Genomic DNA, 22,460 nt, shown 5'->3' with positions numbered 1-22,460 from the left:
TTGCAAAAAAAGCATTTTCTGCAAAATTTTCTCAAAAAACGTCTAAAATCAATATTTCATAAGGAAATTAAAAACATATCAAACTTTTATTTTGCAAAAAAAATGCATTTTATGCAAAAAAAATGCAAAAGTGAAAAATTAATATATATATTTGACTTGCCAATAAAAACCAAAAAAAACATGAAAACCAAAGAATTATGAAAACAAGGCTAATTTCATTAGTATTTGCCGGAGGTATGATTTTCTCGGCAAATGCAAAAGAGACTGCAATAAAAACGCATCTTTTTGAACAGAAAAGCAATCAAACTGAAATTTCAGGTCAAGTTATAGGCCAGGACGACGGAATGCCAATTGCCGGAGCTACAATTATTGCAAAAAGCAATAATAAAATCGCCACCGTAACAGATGAAAATGGAAGATTTAAACTGAATGTTCCAGAAAACGAAAGTCACATCATCATTTCGTATATGGGTTATGGAACATTAGAATTCAAATTAGATAACACAAAAGACGTAACGATAAGTTTAAAACCTGCAGAAAATGTTTTGGATCAGGTTTTAGTAACTGCATTAGGAGTTAAAAAAAGCGGAAAAGCAGTTTCTTATGCCGTAACAGAACTTAAAGGAACGGAATTTACTAAAGCAAAAGAAACCAATATTACGAATGCGTTAGTTGGAAAAATTGCCGGAGTGAACGTAAGCAGCACAGCAACGGGACCAAATGGTTCAAGCCGAGTTGTAATTCGTGGAAACGGTTCGTTAAACGGAAACAACCAGCCAATGTATGTGGTTAACGATTTACCGATTGACAATACACAGTTAAATCTTCCAGGTATTGGAAATGGTCCTGGATCAACCAGAATCAATGTCGATCGAGGTGACGGAACTTCAGTAATTAATCCAGACGACATCAAATCGATTACCGTTTTAAAAGGAGGAACAGCTGCGGCACTGTATGGCGCCAACGCTGCAAACGGAGTTATTTTAATTCAAACCAAACGAGGAACTGCCCAAAAAGGCATTGGAATTGAATACAATAGCTCTTTTACTTTTGAAACTCCATCAATAATTCCAGATTGGCAGTACGAATACGGCTCTGGTCATAACGGAAAAAAACCAGCAAATCAGGCTGAGGCTATTGCTGACGGGCGCTGGTCATGGGGAGCAAAAATGGACGGAACAGATGTTGTTCAGTTCGACGGCGTTGCCCGACCTTATGTAGCACAAAAAGACAACATCAAAAACTTCTACCAAACCGGAACTACTTTTATTAACTCAGTCGCTTTATCTGGAGGAAGTGAAAAAGCAACTGGACGTTTATCATTTTCGAATTTAGAAAATGAAAGTATTTTGCCAAATTCTGGTTTCAACCGCAAAACATTCAACTTGGCTAGTAATGTAAATTTGACAGACTGGTTGAAATTTGATGTCGTAACGCAATATAATTTAGAAAAATCGGCAAATAGACCAACCGTTTCAGATGCTGAAGCTAATGCAAACTGGGGAACGTACATGATTGCCAATACTGTTGATATCAGAAATCTTGCCCCAGGTTATGACGAAAACGGCATTGAAGAAGCATGGAATCCTGTAGCTGTAGCAACAAATCCTTATTTCGTTGTCAATAAAATCAAAAACAACGATACCAAAAATCGTTTTATCGGAATGTTAAATGTAAAACTGAATTTTACACCTGAGCTTTTTCTGCAAGGTCGAATCGGACAAGATTACACCGATTATGAGTTCTTTGGATACATTCCAAAAACAACATTAAATAATCCTGTTGGTTATGCGCAAGGTTCCAGAATGAAACTTTCAAATTTAAATACCGAAGCAATTTTAAATTATACTAAAAAGAATTTCTACAAAGATTTCTCTTTGAATGCCTTAGTTGGTGTAAACTCCCGAACTACTTTGAGAGATGAAACTAAAGTTGAAGGATCTGGTTATGTATTAGATGATTTTTATGCTTTAAGCAATTTACAAACTCTTACCTACTCTTATCCTTACGGAAAAACAAAAACAAACTCTGTTTATGGCGCTGTCGATTTTGATTATAAAAATGTCATTTTCTTAAATTTCACTGGACGTCAGGATTGGTTCTCAACACTTTCTGCAGAAAACAATACAGTATTTTATCCTTCAGTTGGAACAAGTATTATTGTTTCCGATTTATTAAAAATGCCGGAATGGGTTTCGTTTGCAAAATTAAGAAGTTCTTGGGCTCAGGTTGGAGGTGCAACTCCAGATCCTTATGCTCTAAACCAATCTTATTCGATGGTTCAAGGCGGACATAACGGACAACAATTACAAGGACCTACAAGCAGCAGAGTTCCAAATTCAACTTTAAGTCCGCTGACTTCAACAACATTTGAAATTGGTACCGATTTAGGTTTTTTCAATAATCGTTTAAATCTTGATTTTGCTTGGTACGATCGTGCAACAACAAATGATATTGTCGAAACTACAGTCTCAACAAGTTCAGGAGCAAATACTGCGTTGCTGAATCTTGGAAAAATGAAAAATACCGGTGTTGAATTTTTACTTAGCGGAAAAATCATCAACAATCAAGATTTTTCATGGGACGCTACTTTCAACGGATCTTATAATAAAAATACTGTTCAGGCACTTACAGATGATTTGAATTCTATTACAATGGCAACTTCTGTTAACGGATACGTTACCATTACAAGTGATGTTGGCCGTCCATACAGTATTATAAAAGGTTACAAGCCTTTAAAAGATGCTAATGGAAATACAGTTTATAATGTGAGCGGAGGATCTGCTAGTATTGCCAGAGGACCGCTTGAAGAATTAGGACAAGGTGTACATCCTTGGGGCGCGGGAATCAACAATGAATTCAAATACAAAGCAGTATCCTTCAGCTTTTTAATTGACGGGAAATTTGGCGGAAGCTTATATTCTGGAACCGATTTGTACGGAACACGTATGGGATTAACTAAATTGACATTAGAAGGTCGTGAAACCGGATTACCAATTTCAGGAGTTGATACAAACGGAAACCCTGTAAACATGGTAATAGCGCCAGAAAACCTAAGAACTTATTATGATGGTTTAAGAAACATTTCATCAACTTTTATTTATGACGCGAGTTTTATCAAATTAAGACAAGTAATTGTTGGTTATGACTTACCGCTTGAAAGAATAAAAGCATTGGCTAAACTTCAGAGTCTTTCTGTTTCTTTTGTTGCCAGAAATTTATTCATCCTTTACAAGAAAACGCCAAACGTTGATCCGGAATCTGTATTTAGTGCAGGAAATGCTCAAGGTGTAGAGCAATTTGGATTGCCTAAAACAAGAAGCTTTGGTTTAAGCTTAAACGTTAAATTTTAAATTAAAGAGAAATGAAAAAATTAACTCTATTATACATAACAGGAATACTTTTAGGAGGTATGACTTCTTGTTCCAAAGATTTTGAAGAAATCAATACGAATCCGAATGTTGTTGAAAAACCGAATCCGAATTATATTTTCAGCAAAGCGCAATTGGATGGCTTAAACAACAATTATTTTGCAACCAATATTTTGGAATGTGGCGGTATGTTGCAGCATTATGCAACTTATAAAGAAGCTTCGGGAGCTGGAGATAAATATCTTAGTAATGAAGTTTATTACTCTGCTTATTTCAATCAGGCATATCCAACTGGAATAAATGAAACTGAAATTGTTATCGATGCTGTAAAAGGTAATCCAACTGACAGCAACAAACTTAATATCGCCAGAATCTGGAGAGCTTATTTGTATCACAGAATTACGGATTTGTATGGAGATATTCCTTATTCTCAGGCTGCAAAAGCAAACACTTCATCTATTTTTCTTCCTAAATATGATTCTCAGGAATCAATTTATAAAGATTTGCTGAAAGAACTTGATGAAGCTGCAACGGCTTTGGATGCATCAAAAACAAGTTTTGGAAAAGCAGATTTTTTATATGATGGAGATGTAGCAAAATGGAAAAAATTCTCTTATTCTTTAATGCTTCGTTTAGGAATGAGATTGACTAAAGTTGACCCTGCATTGGCAAAAACTTGGGTAACCAAAGCTATCGCTGGAGGTGTAATCATAAATGGAACTGATAACGCTGTAATGCGCTATACTGACGGACCAAATGATATTAACAGAAACCCTGTTGGATTTGATTCAAGAAGACAAGATTTTACAGCAGGATCATACGGACAGAAAAATGTCGAAGGCGGAAAATTAGGTAAAACATTTATCGATTTATTGAAATCAACTGCTGATCCTAGAATTAGTGTTTATTCAGGTGTTTGGCAAGGAACTACTCAAAATACTGCAATTGCAGTTCAAAAAGGTTTTCCTAACGGAACTAAAACTGCTCCAACACCAGCCGAACAAGGAACTTATTCTGAACCAAATCAAAGTACGGTTTTCAAATATGATGCGCCACTTATGGTTATAAGCAATGCCGAAACTAATTTGCTATTGGCCGAAGCTGCTGCAAGAGGTTGGTACACTAATGAAACCGATAAAGATTTATATGAAAAAGGTGTAAAAGCTTCTTTCTTAAACATGGCAATTTACGGGCCGACTTATGCAATAACCGATGCAACACCTTATTTAACATTAAATCCATTCAATACTGCAGGTTCTTTTGAAGCAAAAATGAATCAAATTCATACTCAAATTTACATCGCACTTTTTGTAGATGAACAAGAGGTTTATTCTAACTGGAGACGAACTGGATATCCGGTTTTAGTTCCGGTAAATTTCCCTGGAAATGTCACAAATGGCACAATTCCAAGACGATTCAAATATCCAACTAGTGAATATTCTGTGAATTCAACTAACTTAGCAGAAGCAGTTAAGCGCCAGGGCGAAGACAATTTCACAACAAAAATCTGGTGGGATAAATAATAAAAAAATAGATAATGAGCATTATAATTCTTACGGCATGTATTGCATTTTTAATCCTTCAAATCGCTTGGTTTAAAATCAATCCGTTTATTGCCTTTATCATTACAGCTTTGCTAGCAGGCCTATTTCTAGGTCTGCCAATAAACACTTTGTCACAAACGGTTCAAAAAGGTTTGGGCGAAATGTTGGGTTCGATCACATTAATTATCGTTTTTGGAACCTGTATTGGCAAACTTGCCGTTTCATCTGGCGCGGCAAATGTCATTGCAAAAACAGTTATGGGATGGACAGGTAAAAAACACGTTCGCCTAGGATTAATGATTACCGGATTTATTGTTGGGATACCTCTATTTTATAGTGTTGGTTTTGTTTTGTTAGTTCCCTTAATCTTTTCAGTAGCCCACCAATTTAAACTTTCAAAAGTATATCTCGGAATCCCAATGCTGGCGTCGCTTTCAGTAGCACATGGTTTTTTGCCTCCACATCCTTCCCCAATGGCGTTGAGCAGTATTTTAAAAGCTGATATTGGTCTTGTTTTAGTTTACGGAATCATCATTGCTGTTCCTACTATTTTTATTGCCGGTTTATTATTTTCCAATTTATTGAAAAACATCAAAACCGAATCAGATCATGAAATAATAAATATCGAAGAAGTCGCTAACGAAGGCAAATTACCAAGTTTTTCGATCAGTTTATTTTCGGCTTTATTTCCTGTTTTTGGTTTGACGATTACTTCTTTACTGCCATTAATTACAACAAATGAATCCGTAAACAATCTTTGCAAAACAATTGGAGACCCCAGTATAATTATGCTGATTTCCCTTCTTCTTTGCACCTATACATTAGGTATAAGAATGAACAGAAGTCTGGCTTCTGTAATGGATGATTATGCAATCGCGATAAAAGATGTTGCGCTGATTGTTTTAATCGTAGGCGGAGCAGGAAGCTTAAAAGAAGTTATGATTGTAAGCGGTGTAAACGAAACAATCGTTACAACTTTAACTCAAACCAATATTCATCCTTATTTACTCGCTTGGTTAATGGCAGCAATCATTCGCATTTGCGTTGGTTCAGCCACTGCAGCCGGATTAATGACTGCGAGTGTTTTATTACCTTTGTTACAAGTGAATGGACTGGACCCCAACTTATTAGTATTAGCAGTTGGAGCCGGAAGCCTAATGTGTTCACATGTAAATGATCCGGGTTTTTGGATGTTCAAAGAATATTTTAATATCAGCCTAAAAGATACTTTTAAATCCTGGACCGTAATGGAATCTTTAGTATCAATTTTAGGAATCATTTTCGTTTTTATTTTAAACTCTATAATACATTAATATCATGAATTTATTGCCTCAAGAAAAATTTGAAACCCTTGGTTTGTCTTTACCACCAGCGCCTCAACCTCTTGGCATCTACAAACCATATTTAGTTGATGGTAAATATTTATACCTGTCTGGTCACGGTCCGGTTCGTGATGACAAATCCTTAATCATTGGCAGAATTGGTGATGATATGGATATTGAAGAAGGAAAACTGGCAGCAAGACAAGTCGGATTAACGATGCTTTCTACGATAGTAACCAATTTTGGAAGCTTGAATAAAGTAAAAAGAGTTATCAAAGTACTTGGAATGGTGAATTGCAATGGCGAATTTTTAAGACATCCGTACGTAATAAACGGCTGCAGTGAATTATTTGCTGAAGTTTGGGGACAAGAAAACGGAATTGGAGTACGAAGTGCCGTTGGAATGGGTTCTTTACCAGACAATATTCCTGTCGAAGTTGAAGCCGTCTTCGAATTATTTTAAATAAAGAATTTGTGCCACAGACGATAAAGATTAAAGAGCAATCTGAATTGGTTAAGGAAAATAATTTAATCCAAAGTCTGTGGCAAAAAAAATAACAACAATGAATACAATTACCTCACAAACAAGAATAGCAACATTTGGAGAATTATTACTCCGAATGAGTGTTGCCGATGGAAACCGGTTTACGCAGGCCAATGAAATAAAAATACATGTTGGAGGCGCCGAAGCAAATGTTTGTGTTTTACTTTCCCAACTCGGAATCCAAACTGATTATATTACAAGATTGCCTCAAAATGATTTGGCTCAATTAGCAATAAACGAACTTCAAAAACACAAAGTCAACACTTCAAAATGTGTTTATGGCGGAGAACGTCTGGGCTTATATTTTGTTGAATCAGGAAATCAGATCCGACAATCACAGGTTATTTACGACAGAAGCAATTCATCTTTTGCTACAATTCAAAAAAATCAGATTGATTGGGAAGAAGTTTTAAAAGATGTAACGCATTTTCACTGGTCGGGAATCAGTCCAGGTGTTTCTTATGAAGCGGGAATTGTCTGCAAAGAAGCAATTTTGGCAGCGCACAAAAAAGGATCACCAATTTCATCTGATTTTAATTATCGTTCCAAATTATGGCAATACGGAAAAAAACCTTCTGAAATCATGCCCGATTTACTTCAGTACAGCACAATCACTGTAGCTGATTTGGACGCCATCGAAATTTACTTCGGAATAAAAACCGACAAAAAAGAATCAGATGCAAATCGTTTTCAAAAAACTTTTGAATTACTAAAAAAAGAAATGCCTTTTCTACAAACACTCGCAATGAGCTTTAGAAAATCAGATGGACCGGCACATTTATACAAAGGTTTACTGATGCATGAAGGCAATTTTTACGAAACCAAAGAACATAAAATACACATTGTAACAGACCAAATTGGTTCTGGCGATGCTTTTAATGCCGGTTTGCTTTATGGTTTATCCAATAAATTATCGGGTCAGGAATGCATTGAATGGGCAACGGCCTGTGGTGTAATCAAACAAAGCATACATGGCGATTTTGCCATAACCAGTCTTGCCGAAATAAATCATTTTATGGAAAACGGCTCAAGCAACAGAATTAACCGATAATAAATTACCCCAAATATGTACAGCATTTTAAAAGCTCAAGGCGTGCTTCCGCTAGTAACACAAATCAACATTGAAACAGCTAAAATTGTTTTGCAATCCGCAGCTGATTCAGGCATAAAAATTATTGAATTTGCCGCGCGGGCAGATGATGCAAAAGAAGTTTTCAGTCAAATGATCGAGTTTAAAAAGGCAAACAATTTAGATGTTAAACTGGCCGTTGGATCTATTTTAAGTGTTGAAGATGCCGAAACATTCATAAACCTAGGAGCAGACTGCATTGTTTGTCCGCATACTGATTCTGAAATTGGAAATTACTGTTTTAAAAACAATATTTACTGGATTCCCGGCGCTGCTACTTTAAACGAAGTGCTTCATGCCAATAAATTAGGAGCTGAAGTTGTAAAACTTTTTCCTGCTGATAAAATTGGCGGACCTGGATACGTAAAAGCAATCAGAGCTCCATTTCCGAATTTGAAAATAATGCCAACCGGAGGCGTAACTTTAGAAGAAAGCAATTTAAAATCTTGGTTCAAATCTGGTGTTGTTTGCGTGGGAATTGGTTCTAATTTGTTTTCGAAAGAAATGCTTTTAAATTTAAATTATGAGCAGTCGCTGAAAGCTTTTCAGGATTTAATTGAAGTTGTAGAAAAAACCAGAAACTAAGTTATGCAAGAAAATTGGTGGAAAATAAATTCCGAAATCCGTGTTGACACTCCGTTTATTGCTGTTTATGAAAATCGTATGCAGCAAAATATCGAGCGTCTGATTGAAGCTGTAAATGGTGAAGTTCAAAATTTGAGACCTCATATCAAAACGCATAAAATTGGCGAAATTCTGGATTTATTCAAGACATACGGAATCAATAAAATAAAATGCGCCACAATTGCGGAGGCTGAACTTGCGGCCATTCATGAGATTTCAGATATTCTTCTCGCCTATCAGCCTGTTGGAAATAAAAAAGAAAGATGGATTTCTCTTATTCAGAAATATCCAAAAAGCGCTTTTTCAACCATTGCCGATAATTTAGATTCGGCGAAAGCCTTAAATGAAATTGCTCAAAAAAATAATTTATCGCTAACCGTTTATTTGGATTTAAATACCGGAATGAACAGAACCGGAATTTCAATTTCTGAAAATTGGACTGCTTTAGTAGAAGAAATTCTGAAACTAAAAAACATTCATTTTTCCGGAATTCATATTTATGACGGCCATTTAAAAGGAACTTTGGAACACCGAATTTCAGTTGCTTCAAATTCTTTTTTCAGCATCAGCGAAAAATTAAAAACGATTCAGGAAAAACTAGATTATCAATTAAAGATTGTCGCTGGTGGATCGAATACGTTCCCATTTTACGCTTCAGAAAAAAATGTAGAATGCAGTCCGGGAACTTTTGTTTTCTGGGATTCCAATTATCAGATTCATCTTCCGGAACAAAAATTTGAACCAGCATTTGTCATAGTTGGAACGATTATTTCAAAACCAACAAAATCAACTTTTTGTATCGATATTGGCTACAAAGCCGTTTCTTCAGAAAATCCAATTGATAAACGTTTGGTCATTTTGAATGATGAAAATCTGATTCCGACTGCTCACTCAGAAGAGCATTTAATCATTGAAAATAAAGGACAAAATCAGTATGCTATCGGAGATATTATTTACGCAATTCCGTATCATGTTTGCCCAACTTGCGCACTTTATGATTCGGTTCAAGTCGTGAATTCGGCACATGAAATTTGTGATGAATGGAAAGTTGCCGCCCGAAGCAGAAAAATTAATATATAAAATTAAGTTCAAACGAATATGTTTATACTAGACGCCCATTTAGACCTGAGCATGAATGCGATGGAATGGAATAGAGATTTACGAAATGATGTTGCAACTTTACGTCATTTAGAAAAAGGAATGACAGACAAACCAGACCGTGAACGTGCGACGGTTTCTTTTCCTGATTTGCGACGCGGTAATATCGGGATTGTTGTGGCGACTCAAATTGCACGATTTGTAAAACCAGACAGCATTATTCCGGGGTGGAATTCTCCTGAGCAAGCCTGGGCACAAACTCAAGGGCAAATCACATGGTACAAAGCCATGGAAGAAGCTGGAGAAATGACACAGATTACAGATAAAAAATCGCTTCAGAAACAAATTGATTTGTGGAATGACGGAACTCCAAATGATAAAAAACCAATTGGCTATATCCTTAGTTTAGAAGGCGCCGATTCAATTATTGATATTTCCTATTTAGAGAAAGCTTACAATTACGGATTACGTGCCATCGGTCCCGCGCATTATGGTCCTGGACGATACGCAAACGGAACTGATGCGACGGGAAAAATGAATCAAAACGGTATTGATTTATTAAAAGAAATGGAGCGTTTGAATATCATTTTAGATGCAACACATTTATGCGATGATGCTTTTTGGCAGGCATTAGATCATTATAATGGGCCAGTTTGGGCAAGTCATAACAATTGCAGAAGTTTGGTTGACCACAATCGTCAATACAGCGACGAAATGATCAAAGCATTAATTTCAAGAGGAGCTGTTATTGGTGGTGCTTTAGACGCCTGGATGTTAGTTCCAAATTGGGAAAGAGGCATTTCTACTCCAAAAGGAACAAATTGCAATCTAGAAACCGTTTTTAAACATATGGATCACATTTGTCAATTGGCAGGAAATGCAGATCATATCGGAATTGGTTCTGATCTTGACGGCGCTTTTGGTACCGAACAGTCGCCTTATGATTTAAACACGATTGCCGATTTACAGAAACTCGTTCCGATATTTAAAAACAACGGCTATTCTGATGAAGATTTAGATAAAATCTTTCACCAGAACTGGATTAATTTTTTAATGAAAAATTGGGATTAGATAAAAACTAAACTTGGAACTGCCTTCTTATACGATTTTAATTTTTCGTCACTTGGATCAACTTCGGTAACCACATAATCAACTTCAGATAAGTTGGCAATTTTCATTTTTAAAACGGTGTCTAATTTTTCAGAAATAGTCAAAATTGCTGTTTTTTCAGAAGCCTGAATCATGGCTTTTTTAACCTGAACTGTTTCCCAGTCAGAATCTGAGAAACCGCCTTCAATATCTAAGGCATTAGTTCCTAATATTAATAAATCGACTTTAATATTAGCCAATTGATTATAGACATCCCCGCTCACGCACATTTGGCTGTAAGATGAAATACTTCCGCCAATCATGATAATTTTGACATTTGGTTTATCTAGAAGTTCAACAGCTGATAAAACAGTAACTGTAAAAATAGTAAGATTTAAATCATTCGGAATTAAGCGAATAAACTCTCTAATTGTAGTTCCACCTCCAATTAGGAGAACCATTCCGTCACGAAGAAGTCCTAATGTTTTTTGCGCAATAATCTGTTTTGATTCGCCGGCATAAGTCTGATTTGAGGAAGAATGATGGTACGCTTTTGTCATCGCGCCACCTTTCACTTTAATCAATAAAGAGTCTGATTCAAGTTCATTAATATCACGTCTGACAGTATCTTCTGAAACAAATAATTTGGCAGAAAGTGTTTCAAAACTTACACGAGTGTGCAGGTTAATCTCTTTTAAAATAAGATTTTTTCGTTCTTCCTTAGTGTAATTTATCAGTTCATTTTCATTATTCATGCCAATATATTTTTTAAACAAATGTAAACAAATAATGCAATATTATTGCGAAACAAATTATAACACAATGTAATAAAAAAGTTAACTAAGCTATTTTAAAGACATTTATACACTAAATTGCTTTGCATATTTTTTGCAAAAAGAAATTTCCAAATATTAAATTTGCCAGTAACCTCAATAACTGAACAGTAACCAGCCATGAAAAAAAACATCTTTCTCTTTTTACTATTTTGCTGTTTTATCGGAAAAGCTCAAAACATTTCAATAATTCCTGCTCCAAATTTATACAAAGCAACTGGCGACAGCATAAGCTTGAATGGAAAAATAAAAGTTGTTTTTGAAAACAACAAATACAGTGCAAAAGAACTTAAAACAGCTCAAATTTTTGAAGCTGCAGTAAACGGAAATTTGCCAGCAAAAAAAAGTCCAATTGAAGTTTTTTTTGTTGTCAAAAATCCATCATCGGCAAGTAAAGAATCGTATAAAATTTCTATTTCTTCCAAAAAAATAATGGTCACAGGTTCTGAAGAAGGATTATTTTATGCCGTTCAAAGTCTTTTACAACTTTTACCAAATAAACCATCAGAAAAAAAAGAAATAAAACTCCCTTGCATAACCGTTGAAGACGCGCCAAGATACGCTTACCGAGGATTACACCTAGATGTTTGCCGTCACTTTTTCCCTGTTGATGTTATAAAAGATTTTATTGCACAAATGTCTAGCTATAAGTTAAATAACTTTCATTGGCACTTAACTGACGATCAAGGTTGGAGAATTGAAATAAAAAAGTATCCAAAATTAACTGAAGTTGGTTCCAAAAGAGCACAGACTTTAGTCGGAAATAAATTTGAAAGATCACCACTTTTTTTTGATGGAAATCCATATGGCGGATTTTACACACAAGAAGAAATCAAAGACGTTGTAAAATTTGCCGAAGCCCATTATGTAAATATTATTCCTGAAATCGAAATGCCGGGTCATGCAACTGCGGCCGTAACCGCATATCCAAATTTATCTTGTTTTCCAGAACGAACATATAAAGTTGTAGAAACATGGGGCGTTTTTGAAGATATTTTTTGTGCGGGAAAAGAGGAAACTTTTACTTTTTTAGAAGATGTTTTAACTGAAGTTATGACTTTATTTCCGAGTAAATACATTCATATTGGCGGAGACGAATGCCCAAAAGCAAGATGGAAAGAATGTCCGAATTGCCAAAAAAGAATCAAAGAATTAGGTTTAAAAAACGAGCATGAATTACAAAGTTATCTCACAACAAGAATCGAAAAATTCTTAAACGCAAACGGAAGACAAATTCTGGGCTGGGATGAAATGCTTGAAGGCGGATTAGCACCAAATGCAGCCGTAATGTCTTGGCGAGGTGAATCAGGCGGAATTAGTGCGGCGAAACAAAAACATTTTGTAATTATGAATCCCGAACAAGTTCTTTATCTGGATTACAATCAGGGATATTCGCCTCAGGAACCGTTAACAATTGGACGATTGACGACAGTCGAAAAAATTTACAATTATAATCCAACCCCTGTTGACAGCTTAACAGTTGAAGAACAGAAATACATTTGGGGTGTTCAGTCCAATCTATGGTCAGAATATTTAACAAGTCCGGCCAAATTAAATTATATGCTTTATCCCCGATTATTTGCTTTGGCAGAAATTGCCTGGACGCAGACTCAAAACAAAAACTACAATCATTTTATTTTGAATCAAATGCCGTATCATTTAGAAAAATTAGAACAACAAAAAAGGCTTTACAAAGTTCCAACGCCTTTTGGATCTAATGAAACTGCTGTAATTACATCAAAATATATTTTAGATTTAAAACCAACAATCAAAAACGGCCAGATTTTTTACACGATTGACGGATACAATCCTGATGAAACGGCTGAATTATACACCAGACCGGTTACTATAAATGTCCCGAAAGGCGAATATAGAATTATAAAAATAGTTCAAATAAGCCCAAGCGGAAGAAGAAGTTCTATTAGCAAAATATTAGTCCGAAATCCTGATTTAAAATCGGCTTTAGCCATACAACCAACCAAAAAAGGACTGAAATATGATTATTATACTGGAACATTTCAGCAGGTTCAAGATTTAGAACTTATAAAACCTGTTAATTCAGGCATATTTGAAGGAGCAATCAGCAGTGAAAAATGGAAGACAAAAACCGAGCGTTATATCGGTTTAAAATTTGACGGATATATCTTTGTTCCAGAAACGGCAAATTATACGATTTCAACGCTTTCAGACGATGGATCGAAACTTTTTATAGACAATGAGCTTGTTGTAAATAATGACGGCATTCATTGGTTAAACGAAGCTTACGGAGTTGTCAAACTTGAAAAAGGATTTCACAAACTCAACATCAGTTATTTTGATCAGATTGGAGGAACTTCTTTAACCTGTTTCATTCAGCAGGAAGGAAAAGAAAAACAGGAAATTAGCGAATCAAATTTATATTACGAATAAGACATAAAAAAAGCATCCCGTCAGGACGGGATGCTTTTTTTATTTAAAACTAAAAATGTTTTTTAGATTATCCTTTCAAGCTTGCTGCTAAATACTCACGGTTCATACGTGCAATATTTTCAAGAGAAATTCCTTTAGGACATTCTACTTCGCAAGCTCCAGTATTTGTACAGTTTCCAAAGCCTTCCAAATCCATTTGGTGAACCATGTTTAAAACACGGTCAGTTGCTTCAACTTTACCTTGAGGCAATAATGCATATTGAGAAACTTTTGCAGAAACGAATAACATTGCTGAAGAGTTTTTACAAGTTGCAACACAAGCTCCACAACCAATACAAGCAGCAGCATCAAATGATTTATCTGCGTCGTCTTTATTAACTGGAATTGTATTTGCATCAATTGTATTTCCTGAAGTATTTACAGAGATAAATCCTCCTGCATGCTGAATTCTGTCAAAAGAAGTTCTATCAACAACTAAATCTTTAATAACCGGGAAAGCTTTTGCTCTAAATGGCTCAATAAAAATTGTATCACCATCTTTAAACATACGCATGTGTAACTGACATGTTGTAACACCTCTGTCTGGTCCGTGCGCTTCACCATTGATGAATAAAGAACACATTCCGCAGATTCCTTCACGACAATCGTGGTCAAATGCTACTGGCTCTTCTCCTTTATTGATTAAACCTTCGTTAAGAACGTCTAACATTTCAAGGAAAGACATATCTGGTTCGATTCCATCGATAGGATATTCTACAATCCCTCCTTTATCTTGAGCGTTTTTTTGACGCCATATTTTTAATGTAAGTTTCATACCTTTTTCGTTTGAAAGTCATAAAGTCGAAAGTCGAAAGTCGCTTGGCACATTTTGCCTTTTGACTTTAAGACTTTGGCTTTCGACCAAATTCTTATTTATAACTTCTTTGAACTAATTTAATATTTTCGTAATTAAGAGGTTCTTTATGTAATACTGCATCACTTGGTTTTCCTTTGTATTCCCAAGCTGCAACGTATGCAAAGTTATCATCATCACGAAGTGCTTCCCCTTCTTCTGTTTGGTATTCCTCACGGAAGTGACCTCCACAAGATTCATTACGGTGTAAAGCATCTTTCGCGAACAATTCTCCTAATTCCAAGAAATCGGCAACACGAGTTGCTTTTTCTAATTCCTGATTAAATTCGTTAGCCTTTCCTGGAACTTTTACATCTTTATAAAACTCTTCACGTAAAGCAGCAATTTCTTCGATAGCTTCAGCTAAACCTTTAGCGTTACGAGCCATACCTACTTTATTCCACATGATTTTTCCAAGTTTTTTGTGGAAATAATCTACAGAATGTGTTCCGTTATTATTGATAAATTTATTAATTTGATCTACAACCGCTTTCTCAGCTTCAACGAATTCTGGCAAGTCTGTAGAAATTTCTCCCATTTTAATATCCGGAGCTAAATAATCTCCGATAGTATATGGCAATACGAAATATCCATCAGCTAAACCTTGCATTAAAGCAGAAGCTCCAAGTCTGTTTGCACCGTGATCAGAGAAGTTAGACTCTCCAATTGAGAAACATCCAGGAATTGTAGTCATTAAGTTATAATCAACCCAAGTTCCTCCCATTGTGTAGTGAACCGCTGGATAAATCATCATTGGTGTTGTGTAAGGATCTTCATCAACGATTTTGTAATACATTTGGAATAAGTTTCCGTATTTACTTTTCACGATAGCAGCTCCTAGTTTAGTTACAAGAGCAGTATCTTTATCATCTAAACCTTTTACATAAGCATCTTCAGTTCCGTAACGTTTAATTGCCGCTGCGAAATCTAAGTAAACTGCTTCACCCGTTTTGTTAACTCCAAAACCAGCATCACATCTTTCTTTAGCAGCACGAGACGCAACGTCACGAGGAACTAAGTTACCAAAAGCAGGATATCTTCTTTCTAAGAAATAATCTCTTTCGTCTTCAGATAAATCAGTTGCTTTTTTCTTTCCTTCACGGATAGCTTTTGCATCTTCCAAGTTTTTTGGTACCCAAATACGACCATCATTACGTAAAGACTCAGACATCAACGTCAATTTAGACTGGTGATCTCCTGAAACCGGGATACATGTTGGGTGAATTTGTGTATAACAAGGATTTGCGAAAAACGCTCCTTTTTTATGAATTTTCCAAGCTGCTGTTGCGTTACTTCCCATAGCATTTGTTGAAAGAAAAAACACGTTTCCGTATCCTCCAGAACCAACAACTACAGCGTGAGCAGAATGTCTTTCTATTTCTCCAGTGATTAAGTTACGAGCGATAATACCTCTCGCTTTTCCGTTCACGATTACAATGTCAAGCATTTCGTGACGGTTGTACATTTTGATTTTTCCACGACCAATCTGACGGTTCATTGCAGAATAAGCCCCTAACAATAATTGCTGTCCTGTTTGTCCTTGTGCGTAGAATGTACGAGAAACCAAAGTTCCTCCAAAAGAACGGTTATCTAAAAGTCCGCCATATTCACGAGCCAATGGCACCCCTTGAGCCACACACTGGTCAATAATATTTCCCGAAACTTCAGCCAAACGGTAAACATTTGCCTCACGTGCACGGTAGTCACCCCCTTTTACAGTATCATAAAACAATCTGTAAATAGAGTCACCGTCACCTTTATAATTTTTTGCTGCGTTGATACCTCCTTGTGCTGCAATAGAGTGCGCACGACGTGGAGAATCTTGGAAACAGAATGCTTTTACGTTATATCCTAACTCAGCCAAAGTAGCCGCCGCAGAACCTCCAGCCAAACCTGTACCAACAACGATAATATCTAAATTACGTTTGTTAGCAGGGTTTACTAAATTAATATGATCTTTATAATTTGTCCATTTGTCCGCTATAGGACCACTTGGAATTTTTGAATCTAATGCCATTATAATTGATATTAATTATTGAAATGATGAAATAATGCGATAATTATGAAAAGAGCTGGAACTACAACTGCGAACCAGTAACCTACTTTACTTAAGAATCTAGAATATTTGTTGTGCATCCCTACAGATTGAAGAGAAGATGCAAACCCGTGCCATAAGTGGAAACCTAAAAGCACAAAAGCCACACAATATAATCCTGTGCGGATTGGATCGTGGAATTTATGAACTAACTCTCCATAATACCTTGTAGCATCTGGCGCTGTACCTGCAATATATTTATAGGTAACTTCAGGAAACCAGAAATCATAAAAGTGCAATCCTAAGAAAGCCAAAATAACCAATCCAGAAATAATCATATTTCTAGAACTCCAAGAAGCATTAGCAGCTCCGTTGTATTTTGCATAAGCAATTGGCCTTGCCGCGCTGTTTTGTGCCGTCAGTACAAATCCCATAACGAAATGGAAAATTACTCCGAATGCCAAAACTGGCTGCATTACATACTGGATCAGCGGATTGTATCCCATAAAGTGAGAAGCCTCATTGAAAACATCTTCACTAATAATAGAAATAAAATTTAAGGAAACATGCAGCGCTAAAAACGTGATTAAGAATATTCCCGAAAGAGCCATAGCCACTTTCTTTAAGATGGAAGCATTCAACTGTGCAGATTGTGCCATAAGTGTTAAGTAGTTTGTTTTAAAAAATTACACAAAAATAACTCAAATACAAAAGAACTACAACCATTTCGTTGTTATTTATAATCATTTTAAAATAGACTGCGCATACGTATTTTTACGTATAAATTTAGTATAGCAAATCTAAAAAATTGCTTTACAGTCACTTTCTGTTAATTTTAATACGTATTCAGATTACTAAAAATTTATCATATTGTTATTTTATTCAAAGTTTTGATTTGTTTTCTTCAAAAGTGCCAGCCACACTTAATTTTATACGAGCAAAAAATTGTCATTCCATAACATAGTTTTACCTTTAGCGGCTCAAAAAAATAAGAATGAAAACAGGAATTGATGCTATCTCTTTTGATGTAGCAAACATACATTTACCCATAAAAACTTTGGCTGTTGCCAGAAATATTGAACCAGAAAAATTAGAAAAAGGTCTTGGACTACTAAAAATGACCTTTCCAGATGTTCATCAGGATGCTGTTGTTTTTGGAGCAAACGCTTTAACAAAACTAATCCTTGACAATAAAATCAATCTTAACGAAATAAGCCGAATCTATGTTGGTACTGAAAGTGGTATCGACAGTTCTAAACCAATTGCTTCTTATTTAATTAATTTAATGGAGCAAAAATTTGGAGAAGATTCTTTAGCAGAATGCGATGTTGTAGATTTTACTTTTGCTTGTATTGGTGGTGTTGACGCTTTGCAAAACTGCCTTGATTTTGTGAAATTAAACCCAACTAAAAAAGCAATTGTTGTTGCAACTGATTTTGCAAAATACGATTTAAATTCAGGTGGAGAATATACACAAGGTGCCGGAGCTGTTGCGATGTTGGTAACTGCAAACCCTAAAATTATTGCTTTTGATGACAATTGGGCAACAAGCACAAAAGGTGTTTTTGATTTCTTTAAACCATACAGAACTATTTCTAAAGAAGAAATTACAAAAAACACCAACAACGATTCCTGGTTTGACAATTTAGAAGCTGAAATCGAGATCCATAAAGACCAGCCGGTTTTTGACGGTCAATATTCGAACCAATGTTATATGGGTCGTACGCGAAATGCTTACTTCTCATTCAAAAAATTAAAAAATACTACCGAAACTTTATACAACACTTGGAATAGTATCGTAATGCACTTGCCGTATTCTTTCCAAGGAAGAAGAATGTTGTCTGAAATTTATGCTTTAGACAGTGCCGAAAAAATTATTGCTGATGATATTGCGCCAGCAGATTATCAGACCAAAATTAAAGAAGTAGCAAAATCGGAGGATTACAGAAGTTTTGTAACTGAGAAATTACAGCCTGCTGAATTGGCTTCTTCTTTAATTGGAAATCTTTACACTGGTTCTATTTTCATGGGATTGTTGTCGACTTTGGCTCATTTTTACGATACAAATAAAGAAGTTTCCGGAACTAAATTTGGTTTCCTAGCTTACGGAAGCGGATCGAAATCAAAAGTTTTTGAAGGAACGATTCAACCAGAATGGAAATCGGTTTTAGAAAACGTAAAGCTTTTTGAAAATTTAGCCGAAAGCATAGAAATTGATTTCAATACTTACGAAAGTCTTCACAAAAAAGAACAAAAACAAAGCGTGAGAACTCCGAAAAACGAATGGATTTTAGATCGAATTGAAAAAGAAATTCCTGTTTTGATTGGAGCTCGTTATTATAAATGGATTGATTAAGAAATTCCTCCCGATAGCTATCGGGGCCAAATTCCAAAACCGAAGCTTGATGTTTCGGTTTTTTTTATGCGTTTTAAATTTAACCGCAAAGTTCGCAAAGGATTAAGCAAAGTTCGCAAAGCTTTTCATGAATACAAAGCTTTGCGAACTTCGCGTTTATTTAGATATCACAAAAAAACCTTGCGTGCTTTGCGGTTAAATAACAGGTGATCAATCCTTTTTATCCTGTTGTTCCGTCTGCACAAAACTCCCATTAATTGAGCGATCTTCGGCATTCATTCCGTTTGACATTCCGAGCATAAAAGCGGTTATTATTAAAAGTGTTTTTCTTTTTATCCAATGAAAAAGTGATCGCTTGGATTGCTCCAAACGTGTTTGTTTATTTTGTTTATACATTTTGAAAATGATAAATGATTAGACATTTTTATTTCATCTATGCTTAGAAATAAATTTTCTTAAGCGTTGTATAAACTTTTACCGAAGTGTTTTGAAGTGATTATTTCATTTATAAAAACTGATTGTTTTATAAATGAAGTTATTTTTAGATGACGCAGATTTTGCAGTTTCTGCAATTTTTTAATTTGAAAAGTAAAAATATTTTCGGTTTTAAGAAAAATCAAAACAATTGAAAATCTTGTTTCTTCCCAAGAAGTAACCTGCCCGAATTTGTATAAACGAGAGCTTTTAAGATTCAATTCTCTTCTTAAAACTACAAACGAAGATTGATAATAGTCAGCCGATTTAGATTGAGAACATAAAGTACCATCTCCTGCAATCACGACAAAAGTCAGAAAGAGTGTGATTAGGTATTTCAGATTTTTTTTCAATCTTTTAAGTTTAGATTATGGAACGAAAATACAACTTTCAAATAAAAAAACAGAGCAAATATTTCAATACGAAATTTATTGTTTTTAGATACAAAATTGCAATGCCAATAAAACATCTCGATAATTTTTCGAAACTGGAAGTTCGATTTGGGTCAAAATTATTGTATTTGTGTTTCTCCAGGATTTAAAATGTACCGGATTTATTAAATGCGAACGATGTATTTGAATTAAAAAACCAAAATCATCTTGAACTTTTTTAAGCGAAGATCGAATAAGTTTCGAATGAAGTTTATCATTTTCGATGTAAAAAATCTCAACATAATTTTGTGCATTAGATACGCAGACCAAATCGGCTTTCTGGATTTTTAAAATGTCTAATCTATTTTCCCCTTTAATAATTAAAACATCATCTTTTAATGGAATCAATTTTATCAAATATCTTCTTGCCAGAATAATTACCGGAGTTAAAATCAAAGCGACTTTTATAAATATGATAAAAAAGAATTCTGAAAAATTATATCCGCCATTTAAAATTGGGCTTTTGTAAAAGGTAAAATCCCCAATCAGATATAGTACATGAAATAAAAAAATCGCTGTTATTTCTAAACCGACATTCCATTTTCCTAGTCTTTTATAAAAGCTTTTTTGAATAATCGTTAAAAAACCATAACACAAAAACGCCATAACACTAAATCCAAAACTGATTAAAAACCAAGCTCTAAAATTTATGGTTCCGTCATCAAAAGGTTTTATGATGAAAGCAAAAACGAAAAGCCATAAAGTAATCAGTAAACCAATTACAAGATTATGCTTTATGGAAATATTTAGCTGTTTCACTTTTTTTTAATCCGATTTTAAAGTTTCATTTCCATAATAGGCATGAAGCGGTTTTTTATAGAAGTTTCGAATTCTCCAATTTTTACAAATCCCATTTTGGAGTAAAAACTTTCCGCATTTGGTTCTGAATCGAGAATGATTCTTTCTATTTTTTCTTCTTTCATTTTATTTAAAAAATCAAGAAGTAAATATTTTCCAAATCCTTTTCCTATATGTTCTGGCAAGATAAATAAATTATCAAGCTTTACAGTTTTTACATCTTTAAAAATATAAGAATAGTAACCTATAATCAAATCATTTTCTATCAATTTGAATGAATTATTCTCTCGAATATAATCTTGAGTAACGGTTAAATTTCTATCCCACTTTTGAATTTGTTCATCAGAATATCCCCAATAGGCTTTTGATTTTTTGGTTATTGTTGTGAGAATTTCGTTATCGTTTATGTTAGCTTTTTCTATTTTCATTACTTATAAATGATAAACTTATCTTTCATGACGAAAATACTGATCTGATATCGTATACATTAAATCATTAAAGTGTAAATCTTTATTTTTAATTAAAAAAAAATCTTTTTCTTTTTTATACTCAACCCCGTATTCTATAAATAGTTTCTGCAATCTTACCGTATCATAATTTCTATAATTAATTAACGGTTTAAATTCTCCATAGCGATTGGCCTTGTATAATACAAATTGAGAATATGAATTCTCATATTGATTATTAATAAAAAGCAGAAGAACTACAATTGTAAACACAAGAAATATTATTCTGATAGTCAGCAAATATCTTTTCTTATTACTTGCAATTTATATCATAATATTTTGTTTTACGTTTTTTTTCATTCTGATTCTATGAAATCAGATTTAACCAAAATGTTGTCATTTACATGCAAGGAGAAATGAAAAAGTTTTATGTTTATCAATTCACTTCATCAGTCTTCTTTTTATTTTTTATTTGAATAAAATCGAAATCTGCTTCCAGATCACCTCTTAAATTCACCACAGCTTTCCTCATTAAAACAAATAGAAATACAAGCATCAAAACATAAAGAATTGTAATATTTCTAAATAAAGTCCAAAAACTTTCTGGAAAATGAGAATACCAATAAAATGAAAATCCTATGTAAAGTATCAGAAATACAATTGGCGCAAAAGTATTATTATCGTTAAAAGCGGTTACCGAAGTACTTACCGAAACAGTATTATTCTTGATATTAATTTTTCCAATTGCAATCGAACTATTATTACTAAAAGATACATAACGTTTCCTTATTCTGAAATCATTCTTAGAAACAGATCCGACATAATCATTATCACCGTCAACAAATCGATCAAACTGTCTAGAAGCAAAATCACTAGAAGAGCCTTTGTCCACTATTTCACTAAGGTTTTCAAAAAAAACATCTTTATCTATTTCTAAAGCGTAATCAAATTGGTCTTTTAGTTTTAATTTTTCAAAAAGCTTTCCCATAAATTTTGCTGTGTGATTTATTATTAAAGAATTAATTAAAATATTTTTAGTGTTTATTCGCGGATAAATATTTAAAT

19 protein-coding genes are annotated in these 22,460 nt (G+C 34.5%); 10 read left to right on the top strand and 9 right to left on the bottom strand.

The window, feature by feature from the left end:
- The first annotated feature begins 197 nt into the window (after positions 1–197).
- The 8 genes from FN795_RS16140 (at position 198) to FN795_RS16105 (ending at position 10,703) form a co-directional block, all read left to right on the top strand.
- The gene (locus tag FN795_RS16140) at positions 198–3,353 is read left to right on the top strand and encodes a SusC/RagA family TonB-linked outer membrane protein (protein ID WP_142451558.1); all 3,156 of its coding nucleotides are present in this window, start codon (positions 198–200) and stop codon (positions 3,351–3,353) included.
- Between the two features lie 11 nt (positions 3,354–3,364).
- Positions 3,365–4,894, top strand: a complete 1,530-nt coding sequence (locus FN795_RS16135) for a SusD/RagB family nutrient-binding outer membrane lipoprotein (protein WP_142451556.1) — start codon at positions 3,365–3,367, stop codon at positions 4,892–4,894.
- A 14-nt stretch (positions 4,895–4,908) separates the two neighbouring features.
- Positions 4,909–6,228 carry a GntP family permease gene (locus tag FN795_RS16130; protein WP_142451555.1) on the top strand — a complete coding sequence of 440 codons (1,320 nt, stop codon included), beginning with the start codon at positions 4,909–4,911 and terminating at the stop codon, positions 6,226–6,228.
- 4 nt (positions 6,229–6,232) lie between these two features.
- Positions 6,233–6,700 (top strand): RidA family protein, encoded by a 468-nt coding sequence (locus tag FN795_RS16125; RefSeq protein ID WP_142451554.1) that lies wholly within the window; start codon positions 6,233–6,235, stop codon positions 6,698–6,700.
- Between the two features lie 100 nt (positions 6,701–6,800).
- Positions 6,801–7,832: a sugar kinase gene (locus tag FN795_RS16120; protein ID WP_142451552.1), complete on the top strand. Its 1,032-nt coding sequence runs from the start codon at positions 6,801–6,803 to the stop codon at positions 7,830–7,832.
- Positions 7,833–7,847: 15 nt separating this feature from the next.
- Positions 7,848–8,495, top strand: a complete 648-nt coding sequence (locus FN795_RS16115) for a beta/alpha barrel domain-containing protein (protein ID WP_142451550.1) — start codon at positions 7,848–7,850, stop codon at positions 8,493–8,495.
- Between the two features lie 3 nt (positions 8,496–8,498).
- A complete protein-coding gene (locus FN795_RS16110) occupies positions 8,499–9,614 on the top strand; it encodes a D-TA family PLP-dependent enzyme (protein WP_142451549.1) in 1,116 nt (371 codons plus the stop codon).
- 18 nt (positions 9,615–9,632) lie between these two features.
- Positions 9,633–10,703, top strand: a complete 1,071-nt coding sequence (locus FN795_RS16105) for a dipeptidase (protein ID WP_142451547.1) — start codon at positions 9,633–9,635, stop codon at positions 10,701–10,703.
- On the opposite strand, the gene FN795_RS16100 is transcribed toward FN795_RS16105, so the two are convergent.
- Positions 10,700–11,476: a DeoR/GlpR family DNA-binding transcription regulator gene (locus FN795_RS16100; RefSeq protein WP_142451546.1), complete on the bottom strand. Its 777-nt coding sequence runs from the start codon at positions 11,474–11,476 to the stop codon at positions 10,700–10,702. The genes FN795_RS16105 and FN795_RS16100 overlap by 4 nt on opposite strands.
- Positions 11,477–11,674: 198 nt before the next feature.
- Between FN795_RS16100 and FN795_RS16095 the strand changes: the two genes are divergently transcribed.
- Entirely contained in the window at positions 11,675–13,963 is a 2,289-nt protein-coding gene (locus FN795_RS16095) for a family 20 glycosylhydrolase (protein ID WP_142451545.1), read from the top strand.
- Positions 13,964–14,030: 67 nt separating this feature from the next.
- Here FN795_RS16095 and FN795_RS16090 read toward each other — a convergent pair whose 3' ends face one another.
- The 3 genes from FN795_RS16090 to FN795_RS16080 all read right to left on the bottom strand — a co-directional run bounded on the left by FN795_RS16090 (position 14,031) and on the right by FN795_RS16080 (position 17,549).
- Complete coding sequence (locus tag FN795_RS16090; protein WP_035653144.1) at positions 14,031–14,777, bottom strand: succinate dehydrogenase/fumarate reductase iron-sulfur subunit; 747 nt, start codon at positions 14,775–14,777, stop codon at positions 14,031–14,033.
- Positions 14,778–14,871: 94 nt separating this feature from the next.
- The gene (locus FN795_RS16085; protein WP_142451543.1) at positions 14,872–16,872 is read right to left on the bottom strand and encodes a fumarate reductase/succinate dehydrogenase flavoprotein subunit; all 2,001 of its coding nucleotides are present in this window, start codon (positions 16,870–16,872) and stop codon (positions 14,872–14,874) included.
- 11 nt (positions 16,873–16,883) lie between these two features.
- Complete coding sequence (locus tag FN795_RS16080; RefSeq protein WP_142451542.1) at positions 16,884–17,549, bottom strand: succinate dehydrogenase cytochrome b subunit; 666 nt, start codon at positions 17,547–17,549, stop codon at positions 16,884–16,886.
- Between the two features lie 335 nt (positions 17,550–17,884).
- Between FN795_RS16080 and FN795_RS16075 the strand changes: the two genes are divergently transcribed.
- Positions 17,885–19,246, top strand: coding sequence for a hydroxymethylglutaryl-CoA synthase family protein (locus FN795_RS16075; protein WP_142451540.1), 1,362 nt, complete (start codon positions 17,885–17,887; stop codon positions 19,244–19,246).
- A 210-nt stretch (positions 19,247–19,456) separates the two neighbouring features.
- Here the strand turns inward: FN795_RS16075 and FN795_RS16070 are convergent, their stop codons facing one another.
- The 5 genes from FN795_RS16070 to FN795_RS16050 form a co-directional block, all read right to left on the bottom strand.
- The gene (locus tag FN795_RS16070; RefSeq protein ID WP_142451538.1) at positions 19,457–19,642 is read right to left on the bottom strand and encodes a hypothetical protein; all 186 of its coding nucleotides are present in this window, start codon (positions 19,640–19,642) and stop codon (positions 19,457–19,459) included.
- Between the two features lie 59 nt (positions 19,643–19,701).
- Positions 19,702–20,073 (bottom strand): hypothetical protein, encoded by a 372-nt coding sequence (locus FN795_RS16065; RefSeq protein ID WP_142451537.1) that lies wholly within the window; start codon positions 20,071–20,073, stop codon positions 19,702–19,704.
- An 84-nt stretch (positions 20,074–20,157) separates the two neighbouring features.
- Positions 20,158–20,910, bottom strand: a complete 753-nt coding sequence (locus FN795_RS16060) for a LytTR family DNA-binding domain-containing protein (protein WP_142451536.1) — start codon at positions 20,908–20,910, stop codon at positions 20,158–20,160.
- A 17-nt stretch (positions 20,911–20,927) separates the two neighbouring features.
- Positions 20,928–21,377, bottom strand: coding sequence for a GNAT family N-acetyltransferase (locus FN795_RS16055; protein WP_142451535.1), 450 nt, complete (start codon positions 21,375–21,377; stop codon positions 20,928–20,930).
- Between the two features lie 454 nt (positions 21,378–21,831).
- On the bottom strand, positions 21,832–22,383 hold the full coding sequence (locus FN795_RS16050; RefSeq protein ID WP_142451532.1) for a hypothetical protein: 552 nt from the start codon (positions 22,381–22,383) through the stop codon (positions 21,832–21,834).
- Positions 22,384–22,460 lie beyond the last annotated feature (77 nt).

The sequence above is a fragment of the Flavobacterium resistens genome, assembly GCF_900182645.1.
GTDB classification, from domain to species: domain Bacteria; phylum Bacteroidota; class Bacteroidia; order Flavobacteriales; family Flavobacteriaceae; genus Flavobacterium; species Flavobacterium resistens.
This window is presented reverse-complemented; position numbering and strand designations above follow the sequence as displayed.